The organism is Ruegeria atlantica, assembly GCF_001458195.1.
Taxonomy (GTDB): domain Bacteria; phylum Pseudomonadota; class Alphaproteobacteria; order Rhodobacterales; family Rhodobacteraceae; genus Ruegeria; species Ruegeria atlantica.
Genome location: NZ_CYPU01000011.1, coordinates 141478 through 157015, shown reverse-complemented (window position 1 = coordinate 157015; position 15538 = coordinate 141478). Strand labels below are relative to the sequence as shown.

The window sequence follows — 15538 nt, the reverse complement described above, 5'->3', positions numbered from 1 at the left end:
GCCGGGCCATCACAGCGCGTGCCCTCCCACACGAGGGCCGCGCCATCTGAATTCTATAAAATTGAATGAAAGGCGGCCGCTATGGAGGCTTTCGCCACCGCTCTTCCTGCGCTTGGTGATGCGTGGGCTCTGATCCTGCAACCTATCGTTCTAGGCTATCTTGTGCTCGGCGTTGTCATGGGGCTGGCCGTTGGAGTTTTCCCTGGGCTCGGCGGCATTGCTGGCCTGTCCCTATTGCTGCCTTTCATGTTCGGCATGGACCCTATCCTGGGTCTGGCGCTGATGATCGGAATGGTCGCCGTCGTTCCGACTTCTGACACATTTGCCTCGGTTTTGATGGGGATACCAGGCAGTTCGGCTTCGCAGGCGACCGTGCTTGACGGCTTCCCGATGGCAAAAAAGGGCGAAGCCGCGCGAGCCTTGTCCGCCGCCTTTGCCTCATCCTTATTCGGGGGTTTGGTCGGCGCGACATTCCTGACCATGTTCATTCTGATCGCGCGGCCAATCGTCTTGGCCTTCGGCCTTCCCGAGATGCTGATGATCACCATTCTCGGTCTTTCGATGGTTGCTATTCTGGCCGGGCGCATCCCGTTGAAAGGTGTTGCCGCCGCCGGGCTGGGCCTGATGGTCGGCACCATCGGCGAGGCGGATGCTGGTGGCTCGCTGCGTATGGCCACCTATGACATTCCCTATCTGACCGATGGCCTGAAGCTGGTCATTGTCGGTTTGGGTATTTTTGCCGTCCCTGAAATCGTTTCCCTGCTGCGTCAGGATCGGTCGATTGCCAAGGGGGCTTCTTTGGGGGCCGGATGGCTGGATGGGGTCAAGGACTGGTTCGCCAATATTTGGCTGTCTGTTCGCTGCTCAATCATCGGTGTGATCGTAGGCGTTATCCCCGGACTTGGGGGCTCGGTTGTCGACTGGATCGCCTACGGCCATTCCGTGCAAACAACCAAGGACAAGAGCAACTTCGGCAAAGGCGAAGTGCGTGGCGTGATCGGACCGGAAAGCTCGAACAATGCAAAAGAGGGTGGCGGTCTGGTGCCGACCCTGCTGTTCGGCATCCCCGGATCGGGTTCGATGGCGATTTTCATCGGAGCCGTGGCTTTGCTGGGATCAGGTGATATCGAGGTTGGTCCCAGCATGTTGCAGGACAATCTGGATATCACGTATTCGATCGTCTGGTTGCTGGCTCTGGCCAATGTCGTGGGCACCATCCTGTGTATCGCGGCTTCAGGCGGCATCGCCAAGCTGACCACGATCCGGTTTACCTATCTGGCACCGTTTCTGTTCATGCTGATCAGCTTTGCGGCGTTTCAGTCTGGTCAGAATTTCGAAGACCTGTTGGCCTTGTTCGTGATCGGCCTGATCGGTATTTTTCTGCGCCGTTTCGACTGGTCGCGCCCGGCGTTCCTGATTGGCTTTGTGCTGTCGAACCCGGTTGAAAAGTTCACCAACCAGGCATTTCAGATCGCATCGTTCCGCTTCCGCAAAAGCTTTGGCGAGGGCATGGAATATGTTTTCAGCCCTATTGTGATCATTCTGATCGTGGTCACGATTGTCTCAATCATTCTGGGAATCCGTCAGGCCAAGATGATCATGGCCGAGGGTGAGGTTCAGTCCGGCAGCAAACGCGCGCCGCTGGTCTTCCTGCTGGCGATCATGGCCTATCTGGTCGTTGCCCTGATCAACGCCAACATGATCCCGGACTATAACATGACCGACAAGATCATCCCTCTGGTGATTGGGTATGTGTCGTTGTTCTGCTGTGTCGTTCTGCTGATCCAGATGATACACCGACCCGAGGGCGATGCGATCTTTGCCGACAAGGAAGTTGCCGGTGAGGACGCCAGCGCGCCTCATGGATTGTGGTCCACGCTCGCATGGTTCGCCAGCCTGATCGCGGCGACCTGGGTTGTAGGCTTTATCCTTGCGCTGATCGGGTTCCTGATTGCGTTCCTGCGCGTCCGGGCTGGGTCCAGCTGGCAGATGACACTGGTCCTGACGGCCTGTGGCATCGGTTTCATGTGCGTCATGGCAGGTGCGTTGAACCGCGATTTCCCACCGGGTTTGCTACAGGACATGGTTGATCTGCCATGGCCGCTGAAATGAGCCGGGGCCTTCGCGGACACGCGCAAAACCCGAAAGGGCGCGACATGACCCAAACTGGAATTCCGTTCATATTCATGCGGGGCGGCACGTCTCGCGGTCCCTACTTCCGACGCTCTGACTTGCCAGAGGATCTGGAGACTCTGGCAGACGTTCTGATCGCTGCGGTTGGCGCGGGACATCCGTTGAATATCGACGGCATCGGCGGCGGCGCAGCCGTCACGACTAAGGTCGCGATGCTGTCGGCCAGTGATGAAAACTGGGCAGATATCGACTATTTCTTCGCCCAGGTTTCGGTTGAGGAAAAGTTGGTCGATTTCAAACCCACCTGCGGGAACATCCTGTCCGGTGTCGGGTCTGCGGCAATCGAAATGGGTTTGATCGAGCCGCGGGGCGATGAAACCGAAATCCGTATCCGCGCCGTCAACACCGGAGCGCAGGTGGTGGCGAAGGTGCCTACACCTGGCGGTGAACTGACCTATCAGGGAGATGTGGAAATTGCGGGCGTGCCGGGGCGTGCCGCGTCGATACAGCTAAGCTTTATGGGTGTTGTGGGGTCATCAACCGGCGCGTTCCTGCCCACTGGTCACTTGCGCGACATTGTGCAAGGTATCGAGCTAACCTGCATGGACGTCGCGATGCCGATGGCCATTGCCCGCGCTTCTGATTTTGGCCTTACCGGATACGAAAGCGCAGAGGAACTGGACAGTAACCGCTCGTTCTTTGACCGGATGGAGGCCGTTCGGATAGAAGCGGGATTGTTGATGGGAATGGGCGATGTATCCCAATCCGTAACCCCGAAATTCGGCATACTTGCACCTGCTCGGGACGGGGGCACACTTGCGGTCAGGTATTTCATGCCGTGGAGTACACATCCGACAATGGCGGTAACAGGGGCACAATGCATGGCCTCCTGCGCATTGACGCCGGGAACTGTTGCGGATGGGTTATTGGAACGAGCCGCATCCGGGCCTGCTGAAGTCGTGCTTGAGCACGCTTCGGGCAAAATCGATGTTCTGGTGGATTTTTCCAGCGAAGATGGTTTCACTCTCAAATCGGCGGGTTTGGTACGAACAGCGCGCAAGCTGGCAGATGGCAAAATCTATGTGCCGCAATCTGTGTGGGATGGGAGTTGAACGGGCATTAATCATTTGGTATACTGTAGTATACATTGAAGGGAGGTGTCACGATGAACAACTACTCTGAATGCCTCGATATTGCCCGGCAGGAACTCAAACTGGCGCAAGCTGCATTGCGGCAGGATATGGCGGATTATCCGACGCCAATCGCTGGCTGCGATGAGCAATTCAATCATTTGCTGGATCAGAGTCAACGTGTCCGCAATGCGCTCGCGGCGCTTGAGGCCTCGCATTTTGTTCCGACACCAAGAAAACTGGAAACCGGCGAAGGCATTGAAAGCCGATGAAAGTACACATTCTGGATGATTGGTTTGACACGCTGCGCGGCCTGCCTTGCTTCGCAAAGCTTGCGGATCATGACGTGACGGTTTGGACGGATCACCTTGAAGATATCGGTGTTCTGGCATCACGGTTACAAGATGCCGATGCCGTGGTTCTGTTCCGGGAACGCACCAAGATCTCCCGAGCGTTGCTTGAGCAGCTGCCGAACCTGCGGCTGATCAGTCAGCGCAGTGTCTATCCCCACGTCGATCTGCAGGCATGCTCCGATCACAACGTGCTTTTATGTTCTAACATGCATAGCGGAACTCCGTCTTATGCCGCAGCCGAATTGACCTGGGCCTTGATCATGGCCGGAATGCGCGATCTTCCGGCACAGATGGCATCAGTCAAGGCCGGTCGCTGGCAAGCCGGGGTGGGTAAGACGCTGCGCGGGCGTCGACTGAGCTTATATGGCTACGGGCGTATCGCCCGGGCTGTCGCAGGCTATGCCGAGGCCTTTGGTATGAACGTCATCTGGTGGTCGTCCGAAGAAGGTCGTGCGCGGGCGATGGCGGACGGTGTTGATGTCGCGTCCAGTCGGGAAGCGTTCTTTGCGGATAGCGATGTGGTGTCGGTTCATGTCCGCCTGAAACCGGACACGCGCGGAATTATCGAGGCGTCAGACTTTGCAGCTATGCAGCCGGGGTCGTTGTTTGTGAACACCTCGCGGGCGGGGCTTATTGCACCCGGCGCTCTGCTTGAAGGGCTCAACCAAAGTCGACCAGGAAAAGCGGCCATTGATGTTTTCGATACCGAACCTCTGACCGACCCAAGTGACCCGCTACTGTCGCATCCCAATCTGATCGCGACGCCGCATATTGGCTTTGTAACAGAGGACGAGTTCGACCTGCAATTCGCAGATATCTTCGACCAGGTACACGCCTATGCCGATGGCGCTCCGATCCATATGATCAATCCCGAGGTTTGGACCAACGCAAAATAAGACCCGCCGCAATAGGTGCGCCGATGATCACCAGCACGATCCGTGTCAGGTGGTGGGTGATCACAAACCCCAAATCAGCGCCCGAAACGATGGCAAGAACGGTCATCTCGGCCTGACCTCCAGGCGCAAACGCAAGAAACGTCTCGAGCGGTTGACCCAAGCCAAGTGTGGTCACAACAGCCGTGAATCCGGCAGCCAGAATGGCAAGAATAACAACGTATGCGACACCGGCAGCAACGACCCGACGTAGTTCAGTCCATGTCACGCCAACAAATTTTACGCCTATCCCGCACCCGATGAAGAACTGGGCAGCCAAAATTGCTTCGCGGGGTGGTCGGGCATGGATGAAATCGCCCAGAGACAATGCAGCCGTCAAGATCATCGGCCCAAGGATGGACGCACCAAACAGTCCAATTCTTTCGCCGCCTTTCCATCCGACAAAGGCTGCTAGAACCATGAGTAGAAGCTCATTAACCGGCAAATCGCTGACGGGCTGTCCAATGGGGTTGGTGAGTTCGGCATCGTAGAAAACCGTTAGAAACAGCGGTGCCAGCGTCACGATAATCAACACGCGTGTTCCGTGGATCAGCGACAGTGTTCTCGGATCAGCCCCGGCCTCGGTGCCAAATATGATCATGTCTTGCAGGCCACCCGGCATAGCGGCGTAAAACGCTGTCTTGTCGTCAAACCCCCAGAATTTACGAAAGAACGGCACGCCGATCAACGCGATTAGGATGATGAAAAACGGGATCAGCATGATCGACGCTGCCATTTTTGGCAGTTCGGCAAACAGGCTGGGTGTAATCGATGCGCCAACTGCGACGCCCAGAATGGTTCTGGCCGCGACCGAAATCTGTCCGAACCCTGACATTGGTGCATGAGCCAGAGCAGCAATCAGGCATGCTGTCATGGGGCCGAATAAAAACGGCAGTGGCAGATTCAACGCCCAGAAGATCAACGTGCCAAGCGTCGCAAGGCCAAGTGTCATTGACCTTTTCATCAGCATAGCTGGTTGGTTTTCCGAGCTGGGCAAAACTTGGCTTCCGGGATTATTGACTCACGATGTATCCAAATGTATACATATGGACGCAATATGCAAGCGTGAGCGTTATGAGCATCCAGGACGACCCAATACAACCCGGTCCACAAGGCAATTCCGCCTATCGGCGCCTGCTGGACGAGATTCGTGAAGGAACCCTTTTTCCCGGCGACCGCCTGAGGGAAATTGAATTGTCCGAACGGTTGGGCGTCAGCCGCACACCTATCCGCGAAGCGATCCGACAGCTCGAAGCGGACGGACTCGTTACTCATGTGCCAAGGCTGGGCGCAACCGTCCGCAGCCTCGATTACGCCGAGGTGATGGAGCTATACGAGATGCGCGCCGTGCTTGAAGGCACTGCCGCCAGATTGGCAGCACGGGCAGCCTCGGATGTTGAACTTGATGAGTTGGAGGTTCTGAATGATCGGCTGGCCGAGGCGGGCACAGGTCCGGACGCAGCCCGGATCAACCGGATTTTTCACGCCACTTTGCTGGATGCAGCCAAGAACCGGTTTCTGGCAAAGTCCATGCTGTCTCTGCAAAAGGCGCTGCTGATCCTTGGTCCATCGCAATTGTTGGACAGTGATCGGGCAGAAACTGCGGTGACTGAACATCGGCGGATCATGACCGCCCTGAAGTCGCGCGACGGTGCCGCAGCAGAAACGGAAATGCGCGCGCATATCCAGGCAGCCCAACGCATGCGTATCCGCGCGCTGCAGGAACGTGACCGCACAAGCGATCAAAGCCATTAGGAACACCGGACATGGCCACCCAAGCGGAAGCTTATGATATTGCGGTGATTGGAGGGGGCAACGCGGCCCTATGCGCGGCAATGACAGCAGCCGAAGCTGGTGCGAGGGTCCTGATCCTGGAAACCGCGCCAAAACCGTACCGCGGTGGAAACTCACGCCACACACGCAACTTTCGCTGTATGCACACCGGCCCTCTGGGCCCGTTGGTCGAGGAATACAGCGAGGATGAATACCTGTCCGACCTGTTGAAAGTCACAGGCGGCAAGACTGACGAACATCTGGCGCGTTTGGCGATCCGAACCTCGGAAGAATGCTTGCCTTGGATGGAAGAGCACGGGGTCCGCTTCCAACCGTCTCTTTCCGGAACCTTGTCCCTTGCCCGGACCAATGCATTTTTCATGGGGGGCGGCAAATCTCTGGTGAATGCCTATTACCGGACAGCCGCCGGATTGGGGATCGACGTCCGGTACGAAGCCGCAGTCACGCATCTGGAGCTGAATGGTGATCAGATCGAATGGGTGGATTTCACCTATGAAGGTCAAGAACATCGCATTACTCCCAAAGCCGTGATTGTCGCCTCGGGCGGGTTTCAGGCCGACACTGATTGGCTCACCCGCGCGTGGGGCGAACCTGCAAAGAACTTCCGGATCCGAGGCACGCCTTACAACCGAGGTGTGGTGTTGGCCGACCTTCTGGATCAAGGCATTGAGCGCGTCGGCGACCCGACCCAATGCCACGCCGTTGCCATCGACGGGCGTGCACCCAAATTCGATGGCGGGATTGTCACTCGTCTGGACTGCGTTCCGTTTTCAATCGTCGTGAACAAAAACGCAGAACGTTTCTATGATGAAGGCGAAGACGTCTGGCCTAAGCGCTATGCGATCTGGGGTCGACTTGTGGCTGCGCAACCGGATCAGGTGGGGTACGTCCTCATCGACGCCAAATCGCTGAACCTGTTCATGCCATCCGTTTTTCCACCGCTCAAGGCGAACACGTTGGAAGAACTGGCCGGGATGATGGACCTACCAGCCGACAAGCTGACGGCGACCGTCGCCGAGTTCAATGCTGCCTGCGGTGATACCAGCGGGTTTCACCCAACCGAATTGGATGGAGTAATGACCACCGGTCTGACCCCGCCCAAGACCAACTGGGCCCGCCCGATTACGGAACCGCCTTTCTACGGGTACTCGCTACGCACTGGTGTGACGTTTACTTATCTGGGCTTGAAAGTCGACGACGCGGCCCAGTGTTCGACCCGTGACGGTAAGATCAAGAACCTTTGGGCTGCCGGAGAAACCATGGCCGGATCGATCCTTGGGCAGGGCTATCTGGCGGGCTTCGGCATGACCATCGGAACCGTTTTTGGACGCATCGCAGGACGTGAGGCCGCCGCCTATGCAAACTGAATTGATCCGGGAAGCCCGCCGTCAGGCCGAAATCTGCAACGCCTGCCGCTATTGCGAAGGCTATTGCTCGGTCTTCCCATCGCTTCATGCAGAGCGCGCGTTCTCGGATGGAGACATCACGCAACTGGCCAACCTCTGCCACAACTGCCGAGGCTGTTATTACGCCTGTCAGTACACCGCCCCGCACGAGTTTGACCTGAACCTGCCCAAGGCACTGGCCGAGGTGCGGCGCGATAACTGGGAAAGCTTCGCATGGCCGCAGCCGCTGGCGCGCCGGTTCCACACGCATGGCGGGGCCATAGCGCTGGCGCTTGTGATCGGATTTGCCCTGTTGCTCGGGGCCATCCGCGCCATCGGTTCCAGTGGAGACGAGGGGTTCTACGCCGTCCTGTCGCACAACGCGATGGTTGTGATCTTCGCGCCCGCGTTCCTGCTGCCTCTGTTCAGTATAGCCATCAGCCTTCGGCACTATTGGGCCAAGGTTGACGGCGAACCGATCCAGATGTCTGATCTGATGGCTGCGTTCAAACACGCGGGCAAGATGCAGGATCTGGCCGCAGGCCATGGCGAGGGCTGTAACTTCGAGGACGAAGACCGTTTCAGTCAGGGCCGACGCCAAATCCACCACGCCATCATGTATGGCTTTCTGTTGTGCTTTGCGTCGACTTCGGTGGCGACCGTCATGCACTATGTATTCGGAATGCACGCGCCGTACGGGTTCTGGTCGTTGCCGAAAGTGTTCGGAATCTCCGGAGGTATTTTGCTGACAGTAGGGTGCGGTGCGATGGCGCTGCTCAAGCTAAAGTCAGACCGTGAACTTGGCGATCCGTCGGCATGGGGCGCGGATATCGGATTTATCCTGTTGCTCGGGTTTGTGGGGCTGAGTGGACTTGTTCTATACGCCCTCAGTTCAACAGCATTGATGCCTGCACTGCTTGCCATCCATCTTGGTTCGGTACTGACATTCTTCCTGCTGATGCCCTACACAAAGATGGCACACGGCTTCTATCGGCTTGCTGCTCTTGTAAGGGATGCCCAACGGAAAAGAGATGTGTTCCTGGTCCGTTAACAGCCCGTCGCGCCTGTGTGAGCAGAAAGAACATGCAATAGGATCAATTATGATTTTGAAGAACTCTGCGTTACAGCATTTCGAGTGGCGGTCAACGTCCGGAATGGGCCGTCCCTTGCACGACCGACGGCAGCGACGCACGCTTCGCACGTATTTGGGCCAACCGCAGCATTTGGCACTCTGGGCTTCCTTTGGAATATTCGCCGCACGCTGCACTAGGGTCCGGTTTTGATTTCTTGGAAAAAAGACAATAGCAGAAAGCCTCTGCACATCGCAGTTCGGGTGTTATATGCACCGGTCTCTCGTCAAACGCCCGATCTGCTGTCACATGCCTTCGATATTGGCATTTCAGGCCGTAGCATTTTCCTTAACGATGTACCGCAGCAAGTTATTACCCTCGGCCATAAGGTCGAGGCGATCTTCGTTCTTTTTCACTACGGATGACCACGCCATCTGATCTTGTATGAAATCATCAATGATCGCTATGCGCCGCCCACGGCCCATTTCCTTGGTTTTGCTTTTTGACACCAAAAGCCTGTCAATATGCCCAATGAGGTTAGGTGACAGGTCCTGATCTTTAATGGGTGCTGTCAGACCAATTCGAACCAGTCTCAGTTTACCGCAGAACGCGTGAACTTATCCGGAACAAAGCTGACGCCACTCGGAGAGAGCGGCGCTTCGGTTTAGTTTGAAATTGTCTCGTGAGTAGAGGTGGCGTTCCTGGTTGAAGTGGTTGTGGACTGATGAATGAACTGAGGCAAATTTCTGCAGGCATCGCATTTGCCTGAAGCGCAGCATCGCCCGTTCTCGTCGTCGAAATGGCAGGTGGGAATTCTCAGCCCGATTATTTAACCAGCGGCCAGTTTCTTGCCGGTTGTCGTTCCCTATAACTCGCATTGCGGCGCCATAAGACCGCAGTTTGTCGGTCACGATGATTTCAGGTTTGCCGCAACGCTTCATTGATTTCCTGAGGAATTTCAAAGCTGCCTTGCGGTCACGGCGCTTTGTCACATAGCTTTCCAGGACTTCGCCCTCATGGTCGACTGCCCGCCAGAGGTAGTGCGTCTCACCGTTGATCTTCACAAACACCTCGTCCAAATGCCACTGCCAGTTCGAATAAGATCGCATCCGACTGACTCGGTTTCTTCGGATCTCAGCCGCGAACATCGGGCCAAATCTGTTCCACCAGAACCGAACCGTTTCGTGGCTGATCTCGATGCCACGTTCGTGCAGAAGATCTTCTACGTTGCGGAGTGAGAGCGGAAATCGAACGTACATCATGACCGCCAGACGGATGATCTCCGGGCTCGTTTTGAAGTAGCGGAATGGGCTTCTTTTTGTCATCCAACGAGGCTACAAAACCGCCCTGCCCGTCTCAAGCTAGTTTCTTCTGACAGTGCCGACCCACGAACTCGCCCAGATAAACGCCGCCTCTGCCGTCATTCACCAGCTACGCCTTGGCGGCGCGAATTGGGGCCGAGATTTCAAAGTTCTCAGCATCACCACAATGAGCATTGCCCCGCCCGAAGGTGAGTTCAAACGCCAGCTTGCCTATGCCCGTTCCGTTCGGGACGGTCGAATAACTGACCCCGATTTTTTGCCCCTGCTGTTTACTTTCCCCCTGACCGAGCGGCCCGACCTCGACCCGCTCGACCCAAGCCAGTGGTGGCGCGGAATGCCGTCGCTGCGTACCGACAAGCAACCCGGCACGATGGATGCCGCCGAGTTGGAAAGGGAATTGAAACAGGCTGCCGATGCCGACGACCAAGAGAGTTTTGCCCTGACCCTGTCCCAGCGTCTTGGGATTGAGCGCAATGACAGCACGGCCAGCGCCGAGAGCATCTTGCATTTACATTGGGACAGATGCCCCCGCCTGATACCGAGCGGCCCCTATGATTTCGTGGCCGTGGGCATCGATGCTGGCGGATTGGATGATCCCGCCGCCGTGTGCATCGCCAGACGCCCCAAAGCGGCCCAGAGGCGGCTGGAACTCACGGTGCATCAGTTTCTCACTCAGACGGGCTATGACCGAGCACCTGGTAATTTGCAGGAAGTCTATGACGAGGCGATAAAGAACCAAACGTTACACGTTCATGAAACGACAGAGGCGATGCGAAACACCATGTTTGATTTGGTATCGCAAGCTGGCGCTGATGTGGTTGGCGGCGACGAACACGGCCAGACGGGGTTTGCCCAAGCCCTCAAGGATGCGACAGGCAAGGCGTTCTCATCCGTGCCGCAGACTTGGGTTCTCGGTGCAGCACTCGCCTCTTTGGAAGGGCGGTTGCTCGACGGCGCGGTTTCGCACAGTCACTGCCCATTGCTTATGGCGAATGTGGACAACCTTCTGGTCGAAGAACTGGCAAATGGAAACCGCAGGCTCAAGAAACGTGACAACCGTTTGAGTGGCCAAGGCTACGCCAAAATCGATGGCATCATATCCGTAATCAACGCAACGGCCCTCATAGATGAGCATGGCCACCGTGCGTTTGATGCTGGGCGACTTATTGGGTAGCGGAGAAAATCGCCAAACAAGCCAAAAATTCACAACCGGAACAAAGCAAAAACATTTGTCAAGACTATGATGTAAGAAAATCATCGTATAACCGTATAGGAAACACAAGGCTTCGTTGTCCGAAAGCCCAACAATACAATATATTCCGAGGTTAAAATGCAGAACACATCGCATGCCGTCATGGCGCAGCGCACCGAAGCTAAGGACAGCCTAGACGACTTCCCGACCCCTCCATGGGCAACGAGAGCGCTGATTGAACACGTTATCGAACCAGAAAACGGAACAGCAAATCTATCTGCACTCGAACCGGCATGTGGGCGTGGATACATGGCCCAAGCATTGAAGGAGTACTTTGGAACAGTTCACGCGTCCGATACTCACGATTACGGCTACAGCGAAGTTACCGATTTCCTTTCAGGCGTCCAAGCTACAGGCGCATACGATTGGGTAATTACCAACCCGCCCTTCCGTCTCGCCGAAGAATTTATTCAGCGGTCTCTACCTATCGCTCGAAGAGGTGTCGCTATGCTGGTCAGAACAGTCTTCATAGAAAGCGTTGGCCGATATAATCGTTTGTTCAGCATAACCCCGCCAACAAAAGTCGCTCAGTTTACAGAACGTGTACCAATGGTGAAAGGTAGGGTTGATCGAAAGGCATCGACTGCAACAGGCTATGCATGGGTCGTTTGGGAGAAGAACTTAAATACAACGCCCGCGCTAGTCTGGGTTCCACCTTGTCGGAAAAAACTTGAAAAAGATGCCGACTACGACGCAACATTTTTAACGGGCGAAAGCACTAGTGATGCGCCCTGTCAAAAGGAACTTTTCGGATAGGTACTTCATATGTCTCACCTCGTGGAAAAATTGAAACCCGAGGTAGAAGCTACTATCAACCGTTTGAATGGCAAAAAGTTTCGGCCTGATCCAATTGCTGGCGAACATTTTTCGAAGATCGTCAGTGTCATGAGCAGCGCCTACAAGCGCCACGGGTTCATTATTGAACGCGCGATACTGGAACAATTGAAAACAAATCCTGACTTTGCAGTCTGGGAGGATCGGTCATTCTACGTTCCCTCTACTGCCGATCACATCGTGGACAGCGCTATCGGCGCGCCAGACCATATCTTTGGTACTGAAACGGCATACCGAGAAGGGCCGCGAACCTTACAGGTCGATGCGATTGTCTATAATCGCCGCACCAAAGCTATAAGAGCATATGAAATAAAACGCGGATCAGGATTACATGACGCCGGAAAGCGTCGTTCCATTCTGCGCGACTTGTTATGCCTTCAAGTTTTGTTGAAATCATACGGGCAGCAAAAAGGCTACGAGGTGTCTGAAGCCACGGCGCACATCATTTTCTATTACGGTCAGTGTTCCATCAAAAAGCCATTCAGCCTTGTACGCGAAGAACTAGATCATCACTTCGAATATCCAGTGGTCGATGAAGTCGAAGGGGTTAACACTTTTTTCAAGGAACGTCTGTTTTCGATCCTTACGAGTTAGTTACCTATCAATGCTTTTAGAGTAGCAATATCCATGACTTCACCTGCTTTGCGGTGAACCATTCTATGACAATTTGGGCAAAGCGGTTTGACCTTCTTCACCGCTTTCCTCAAATCCTCTTTGGTCTCCCCGGAGCTAGAAATTGGCTTAAGGTGGTGTATCTCAATCAGCCCTTTTCCACCCTCACCATAGACGGTTGATCCTTCAAATCCACAGCCGCTGCATTCGATTTTCCCATCAGCTTTCGAATAATGCTTGATCGCATACTCGCGCAGCTTTTTGGACCTTATGACGATAGACTTGGCGACTTCTTGGCTTTGGCCCTCTTCGACAAAAACACAGTCTTTCTCTGGTGTTACCGACCGGGTCACTGATGTCTTATTAAAGCCTTGCCTAGCGTAGCTTTCTCGTGCGCCTTGAACTTTTTGAGCGTAACGCTCACCTTTGTCGGTGATGTGGTAACGCTCACCATCGTAGGTCGCAACTCCCAGTTTCTCCAGTTTGTTGTGCGACTTTAGGTTTCGCACTTTTTCGCTGAAATAGTCGTCGCCGCGAAGAGGCGAAATTTCTAAGTCTCGTCCGGAAGGCTTGAGTGCGTCGCGGAGGATTGGAATCAGTTCTGCTGTAGATAAACCGTTTGGTTTGTTCTCTGTCAGTGCCTCCAACGCTGGAATTACCAGGTCACCCTCAGACACTCTGGAAGGGTCTTTTGCCAAGAAAATCACCTTATCGTTTAAGTAAATTTTTGCAGCGCCTTTTCTACTTTAACGCCATAAGTAGTCACCGCGATAACGTAGCTGAAAGGAGATTGGAAGATGCATGTGAACTGCACAAAAGGCTCTGCGAACAACCCTTCTCACTTGAAGCGGCTAAAGGTATGCGGTCTTTCGCAGGACGCACCTGCTTTCATGGCGTGAATTGTGCAAACATCGACGTGCTGACCAATAGCTTGACATTGTGCGAAAAAAATTCTGAACACACATAAATGTCAGTTGCTCATGTGCGTTTTAGGCATTGCGTAGAACATTTTCCTAACAATACCCAGCTCGAACAATCCTAGCTTTGGCCTCTGGCGTTTCAAAGCGGCGGTACCGGCCACCTGAGTACCGTCGGCAGTCCAGCGCATGACCTGCGGCGAGAATGCTGTTGAGTTTCATATCTGTCCGCATCAATTCCGCATCACCACCACGTCGCAGCCTTCGCTTCTCCAAAGAAGCGAGGCGTTAAGTGCTCGGTTGTTTGTCCATTTCGTCCTTTCAGACTCGGAGGACGAGAGGGGAATATTGGGAACAACCTCTTTGATCCGGTCGAAGGCATCCTCGGCGCAGTAGGCATCGGTGAGGCCATAGGCGCGACCAGCCGCGAAATCCTTGCCGTCCTCTCTGTCCTGATCACTTATGCTCCACAGGGGTGAAGCGCAGATATTCCCCTGACCGGTGAGTGTGCCAGCGTCCGTGTCGACCGCGAAGTGGACCTTGATGATGTTTGTGGATGCTGTCTTTGCAAAGCGATTCATTTTGTCTGCGGCATCATTCCACGCGGCCTGATGCTCCCCGTCTGGAATACCAGCGACATGAGCGTAAACGCTGCACTGAACAGACCGCCAGGCGGTGTCGTATTCTTTGATGAGAAACTGCGCAACCGTCTCTGCGCCGGACTGGGTTGCGAAAACAGCAACCAAACCGGCAAGGATAATCTTCTTCACTCCAATACCTCATTTTTCGTGGAAAACCGTGCAGAACCCAGAGACGAAATAACCAGTATCAGACCGGTTGCTACGGCCAGTGTTTGGAGTGCGTTTTCGAACAACTGCAATAGTAGCCTTCATCCTTAAAGTGTCTAAGTTTTGAGTAGCTACCTGGTAAACGTCGCGTTGATTCTCCAGACGTCCTTATGATCGTATGCGGACTTTCTCATACATCACTGTCCGGCTACAAATATTGCAGTTCCTGACACAACTTGTTCATCATAAGGGTAGGCTACGTTGTCGATCATTACAAAGCCGCCAGTTTGCGAACCAGTTTGGCCAAGAATGACGCCGTTTGCCCCCACTGACGCAGCTTGGTTTTTTAGTTCCGCTACCGCGTAATCCATCGACTGTTGATCCGACCAGCCGCTGGAACTGTCGGCTTTCACCAGTGCAATAACTTCATGCTGGGTTTGAGGCTTCGATGAGTATAGCTGCACTTGAGCCGGGTCTATTGCCGGGCGTTGTTTGCCCGTTACGACGGTTGTTCCAGTGGCGTTTGTGCAAGCAGCTGCTATGGCGATACCTAATACCAGTACAGCACTTCTTACGGATGCAATTTTCATTTCTGTTTCCGAATACTGTAGACGATATCCGATCAACTAACTGAACGATGTAGCGCCGCCTAGCGGCGAACGGCCAAACAGTCGTTTCTAAGTCTCAAGGTGGCTAATTTCCCATAAAAGCGCTTCAACTATGCCCGACCGGCCCACGTAGTTCGGGTTCTGTTGGCAGCGGATGGTCTGGCGGTTCAACGCCATGCTTTTCCAACCATTCCAACCCTTCACCCCATTGGGTCTGGATGCTTGGTGCGCTGCGATACTCGCGCAACTGTTCCAACCGACATTTCAGGTCATAAGGAATCGTGCGGGGCCATTTCTTCATGGCAAGATGTTCTATTTTTGTTCTTACAGTTGTCAACAGCCCTTGACTTGCACTCGACCTACGAGGAACAACGCCAATCTAAACTTGGCCTTTTCAACTGTTGCGTA

17 protein-coding genes are annotated in these 15538 nt (G+C 54.6%); 10 read left to right on the top strand and 7 right to left on the bottom strand.

Annotated features, from left to right (window positions below; translation table 11 throughout):
• Window positions 1-81: 81 nt before the first annotated feature.
• Genes RUA4292_RS03275 through RUA4292_RS03260 form a run of 4 tightly spaced genes read left to right on the top strand, consistent with a single transcriptional unit; the run spans window position 82 to window position 4512 of the window.
• The gene (locus tag RUA4292_RS03275; protein ID WP_058276284.1) at window positions 82-2112 is read left to right on the top strand and encodes a tripartite tricarboxylate transporter permease; all 2031 of its coding nucleotides are present in this window, start codon (window positions 82-84) and stop codon (window positions 2110-2112) included.
• 44 nt (window positions 2113-2156) lie between these two features.
• Window positions 2157-3245, top strand: a complete 1089-nt coding sequence (locus tag RUA4292_RS03270; protein WP_058276323.1) for a 4-oxalomesaconate tautomerase — start codon at window positions 2157-2159, stop codon at window positions 3243-3245.
• 53 nt (window positions 3246-3298) lie between these two features.
• Window positions 3299-3535 (top strand): hypothetical protein, encoded by a 237-nt coding sequence (locus RUA4292_RS03265; RefSeq protein ID WP_058276283.1) that lies wholly within the window; start codon window positions 3299-3301, stop codon window positions 3533-3535.
• On the top strand, window positions 3532-4512 hold the full coding sequence (locus tag RUA4292_RS03260; RefSeq protein ID WP_058276282.1) for a D-2-hydroxyacid dehydrogenase family protein: 981 nt from the start codon (window positions 3532-3534) through the stop codon (window positions 4510-4512). Before RUA4292_RS03265 ends, RUA4292_RS03260 begins: the two co-directional genes overlap by 4 nt.
• Here the strand turns inward: RUA4292_RS03260 and RUA4292_RS03255 are convergent.
• Entirely contained in the window at window positions 4481-5512 is a 1032-nt protein-coding gene (locus RUA4292_RS03255) for an AbrB family transcriptional regulator (RefSeq protein ID WP_058276322.1), read from the bottom strand. The two genes, RUA4292_RS03260 and RUA4292_RS03255, sit on opposite strands and share 32 nt — an antisense overlap.
• Before the next feature lie 110 nt (window positions 5513-5622).
• On the opposite strand from RUA4292_RS03255, the gene RUA4292_RS03250 reads away from it, so the two are divergent.
• The 3 genes from RUA4292_RS03250 to tcuB are packed head-to-tail and all read left to right on the top strand — an operon-like array spanning window position 5623 to window position 8778.
• Window positions 5623-6303: a GntR family transcriptional regulator gene (locus RUA4292_RS03250; protein WP_058276281.1), complete on the top strand. Its 681-nt coding sequence runs from the start codon at window positions 5623-5625 to the stop codon at window positions 6301-6303.
• Between the two features lie 11 nt (window positions 6304-6314).
• Complete coding sequence (gene tcuA, locus RUA4292_RS03245) at window positions 6315-7709, top strand: FAD-dependent tricarballylate dehydrogenase TcuA (protein WP_058276280.1); 1395 nt, start codon at window positions 6315-6317, stop codon at window positions 7707-7709.
• Complete coding sequence (gene tcuB / locus RUA4292_RS03240) at window positions 7699-8778, top strand: tricarballylate utilization 4Fe-4S protein TcuB (RefSeq protein ID WP_058276279.1); 1080 nt, start codon at window positions 7699-7701, stop codon at window positions 8776-8778. Before tcuA ends, tcuB begins: the two co-directional genes overlap by 11 nt.
• A 348-nt stretch (window positions 8779-9126) precedes the next feature.
• On the opposite strand, the gene RUA4292_RS24370 is transcribed toward tcuB, so the two are convergent.
• Together RUA4292_RS24370 and RUA4292_RS03235 are read right to left on the bottom strand one after the other, a co-directional pair.
• Window positions 9127-9306 (bottom strand): hypothetical protein, encoded by a 180-nt coding sequence (locus RUA4292_RS24370; RefSeq protein WP_145974844.1) that lies wholly within the window; start codon window positions 9304-9306, stop codon window positions 9127-9129.
• A gap of 108 nt (window positions 9307-9414) precedes the next feature.
• Window positions 9415-10122: an IS6 family transposase gene (locus RUA4292_RS03235; RefSeq protein WP_058276278.1), complete on the bottom strand. Its 708-nt coding sequence runs from the start codon at window positions 10120-10122 to the stop codon at window positions 9415-9417.
• A gap of 163 nt (window positions 10123-10285) precedes the next feature.
• Here RUA4292_RS03235 and RUA4292_RS03230 point away from each other — a divergent pair, with 163 nt between their 5' ends.
• The 3 genes from RUA4292_RS03230 to RUA4292_RS03220 all read left to right on the top strand — a co-directional run bounded on the left by RUA4292_RS03230 (window position 10286) and on the right by RUA4292_RS03220 (window position 12799).
• Complete coding sequence (locus RUA4292_RS03230) at window positions 10286-11293, top strand: terminase TerL endonuclease subunit (RefSeq protein WP_058276277.1); 1008 nt, start codon at window positions 10286-10288, stop codon at window positions 11291-11293.
• Between the two features lie 156 nt (window positions 11294-11449).
• Complete coding sequence (locus tag RUA4292_RS03225; RefSeq protein WP_058276276.1) at window positions 11450-12127, top strand: class I SAM-dependent methyltransferase; 678 nt, start codon at window positions 11450-11452, stop codon at window positions 12125-12127.
• 21 nt (window positions 12128-12148) lie between these two features.
• Entirely contained in the window at window positions 12149-12799 is a 651-nt protein-coding gene (locus RUA4292_RS03220) for a hypothetical protein (RefSeq protein WP_158506931.1), read from the top strand.
• On the opposite strand, the gene RUA4292_RS03215 is transcribed toward RUA4292_RS03220, so the two are convergent.
• The 4 genes from RUA4292_RS03215 to RUA4292_RS03200 form a co-directional block, all read right to left on the bottom strand.
• Entirely contained in the window at window positions 12796-13515 is a 720-nt protein-coding gene (locus tag RUA4292_RS03215; RefSeq protein WP_158506928.1) for an HNH endonuclease, read from the bottom strand. The two genes, RUA4292_RS03220 and RUA4292_RS03215, sit on opposite strands and share 4 nt — an antisense overlap.
• A gap of 452 nt (window positions 13516-13967) precedes the next feature.
• A complete protein-coding gene (locus tag RUA4292_RS03210; protein WP_058276273.1) occupies window positions 13968-14504 on the bottom strand; it encodes a hypothetical protein in 537 nt (178 codons plus the stop codon).
• Window positions 14505-14719: 215 nt separating this feature from the next.
• Window positions 14720-15112: a hypothetical protein gene (locus tag RUA4292_RS03205; protein WP_058276272.1), complete on the bottom strand. Its 393-nt coding sequence runs from the start codon at window positions 15110-15112 to the stop codon at window positions 14720-14722.
• 124 nt (window positions 15113-15236) lie between these two features.
• A complete protein-coding gene (locus RUA4292_RS03200) occupies window positions 15237-15431 on the bottom strand; it encodes a hypothetical protein (RefSeq protein ID WP_058276271.1) in 195 nt (64 codons plus the stop codon).
• Window positions 15432-15538: the final 107 nt, after the last annotated feature.

Coding starts and splice junctions, on each gene's coding strand:
- RUA4292_RS03255 (WP_058276322.1), bottom strand. CDS start 5,512: ATGAAAAGGTCAATGACACTTGGCCTTGCGACGCTTGGCACGTTGATC.
- RUA4292_RS03235 (WP_058276278.1), bottom strand. CDS start 10,122: ATGACAAAAAGAAGCCCATTCCGCTACTTCAAAACGAGCCCGGAGATC.
- RUA4292_RS03250 (WP_058276281.1), top strand. CDS start 5,623: ATGAGCATCCAGGACGACCCAATACAACCCGGTCCACAAGGCAATTCC.
- RUA4292_RS03275 (WP_058276284.1), top strand. CDS start 82: ATGGAGGCTTTCGCCACCGCTCTTCCTGCGCTTGGTGATGCGTGGGCT.
- RUA4292_RS03230 (WP_058276277.1), top strand. CDS start 10,286: ATGAGCATTGCCCCGCCCGAAGGTGAGTTCAAACGCCAGCTTGCCTAT.
- RUA4292_RS03225 (WP_058276276.1), top strand. CDS start 11,450: ATGCAGAACACATCGCATGCCGTCATGGCGCAGCGCACCGAAGCTAAG.
- tcuA (WP_058276280.1), top strand. CDS start 6,315: ATGGCCACCCAAGCGGAAGCTTATGATATTGCGGTGATTGGAGGGGGC.
- RUA4292_RS03205 (WP_058276272.1), bottom strand. CDS start 15,112: ATGAAAATTGCATCCGTAAGAAGTGCTGTACTGGTATTAGGTATCGCC.
- tcuB (WP_058276279.1), top strand. CDS start 7,699: ATGCAAACTGAATTGATCCGGGAAGCCCGCCGTCAGGCCGAAATCTGC.
- RUA4292_RS03270 (WP_058276323.1), top strand. CDS start 2,157: ATGACCCAAACTGGAATTCCGTTCATATTCATGCGGGGCGGCACGTCT.
- RUA4292_RS03200 (WP_058276271.1), bottom strand. CDS start 15,431: ATGAAGAAATGGCCCCGCACGATTCCTTATGACCTGAAATGTCGGTTG.
- RUA4292_RS03265 (WP_058276283.1), top strand. CDS start 3,299: ATGAACAACTACTCTGAATGCCTCGATATTGCCCGGCAGGAACTCAAA.
- RUA4292_RS03260 (WP_058276282.1), top strand. CDS start 3,532: ATGAAAGTACACATTCTGGATGATTGGTTTGACACGCTGCGCGGCCTG.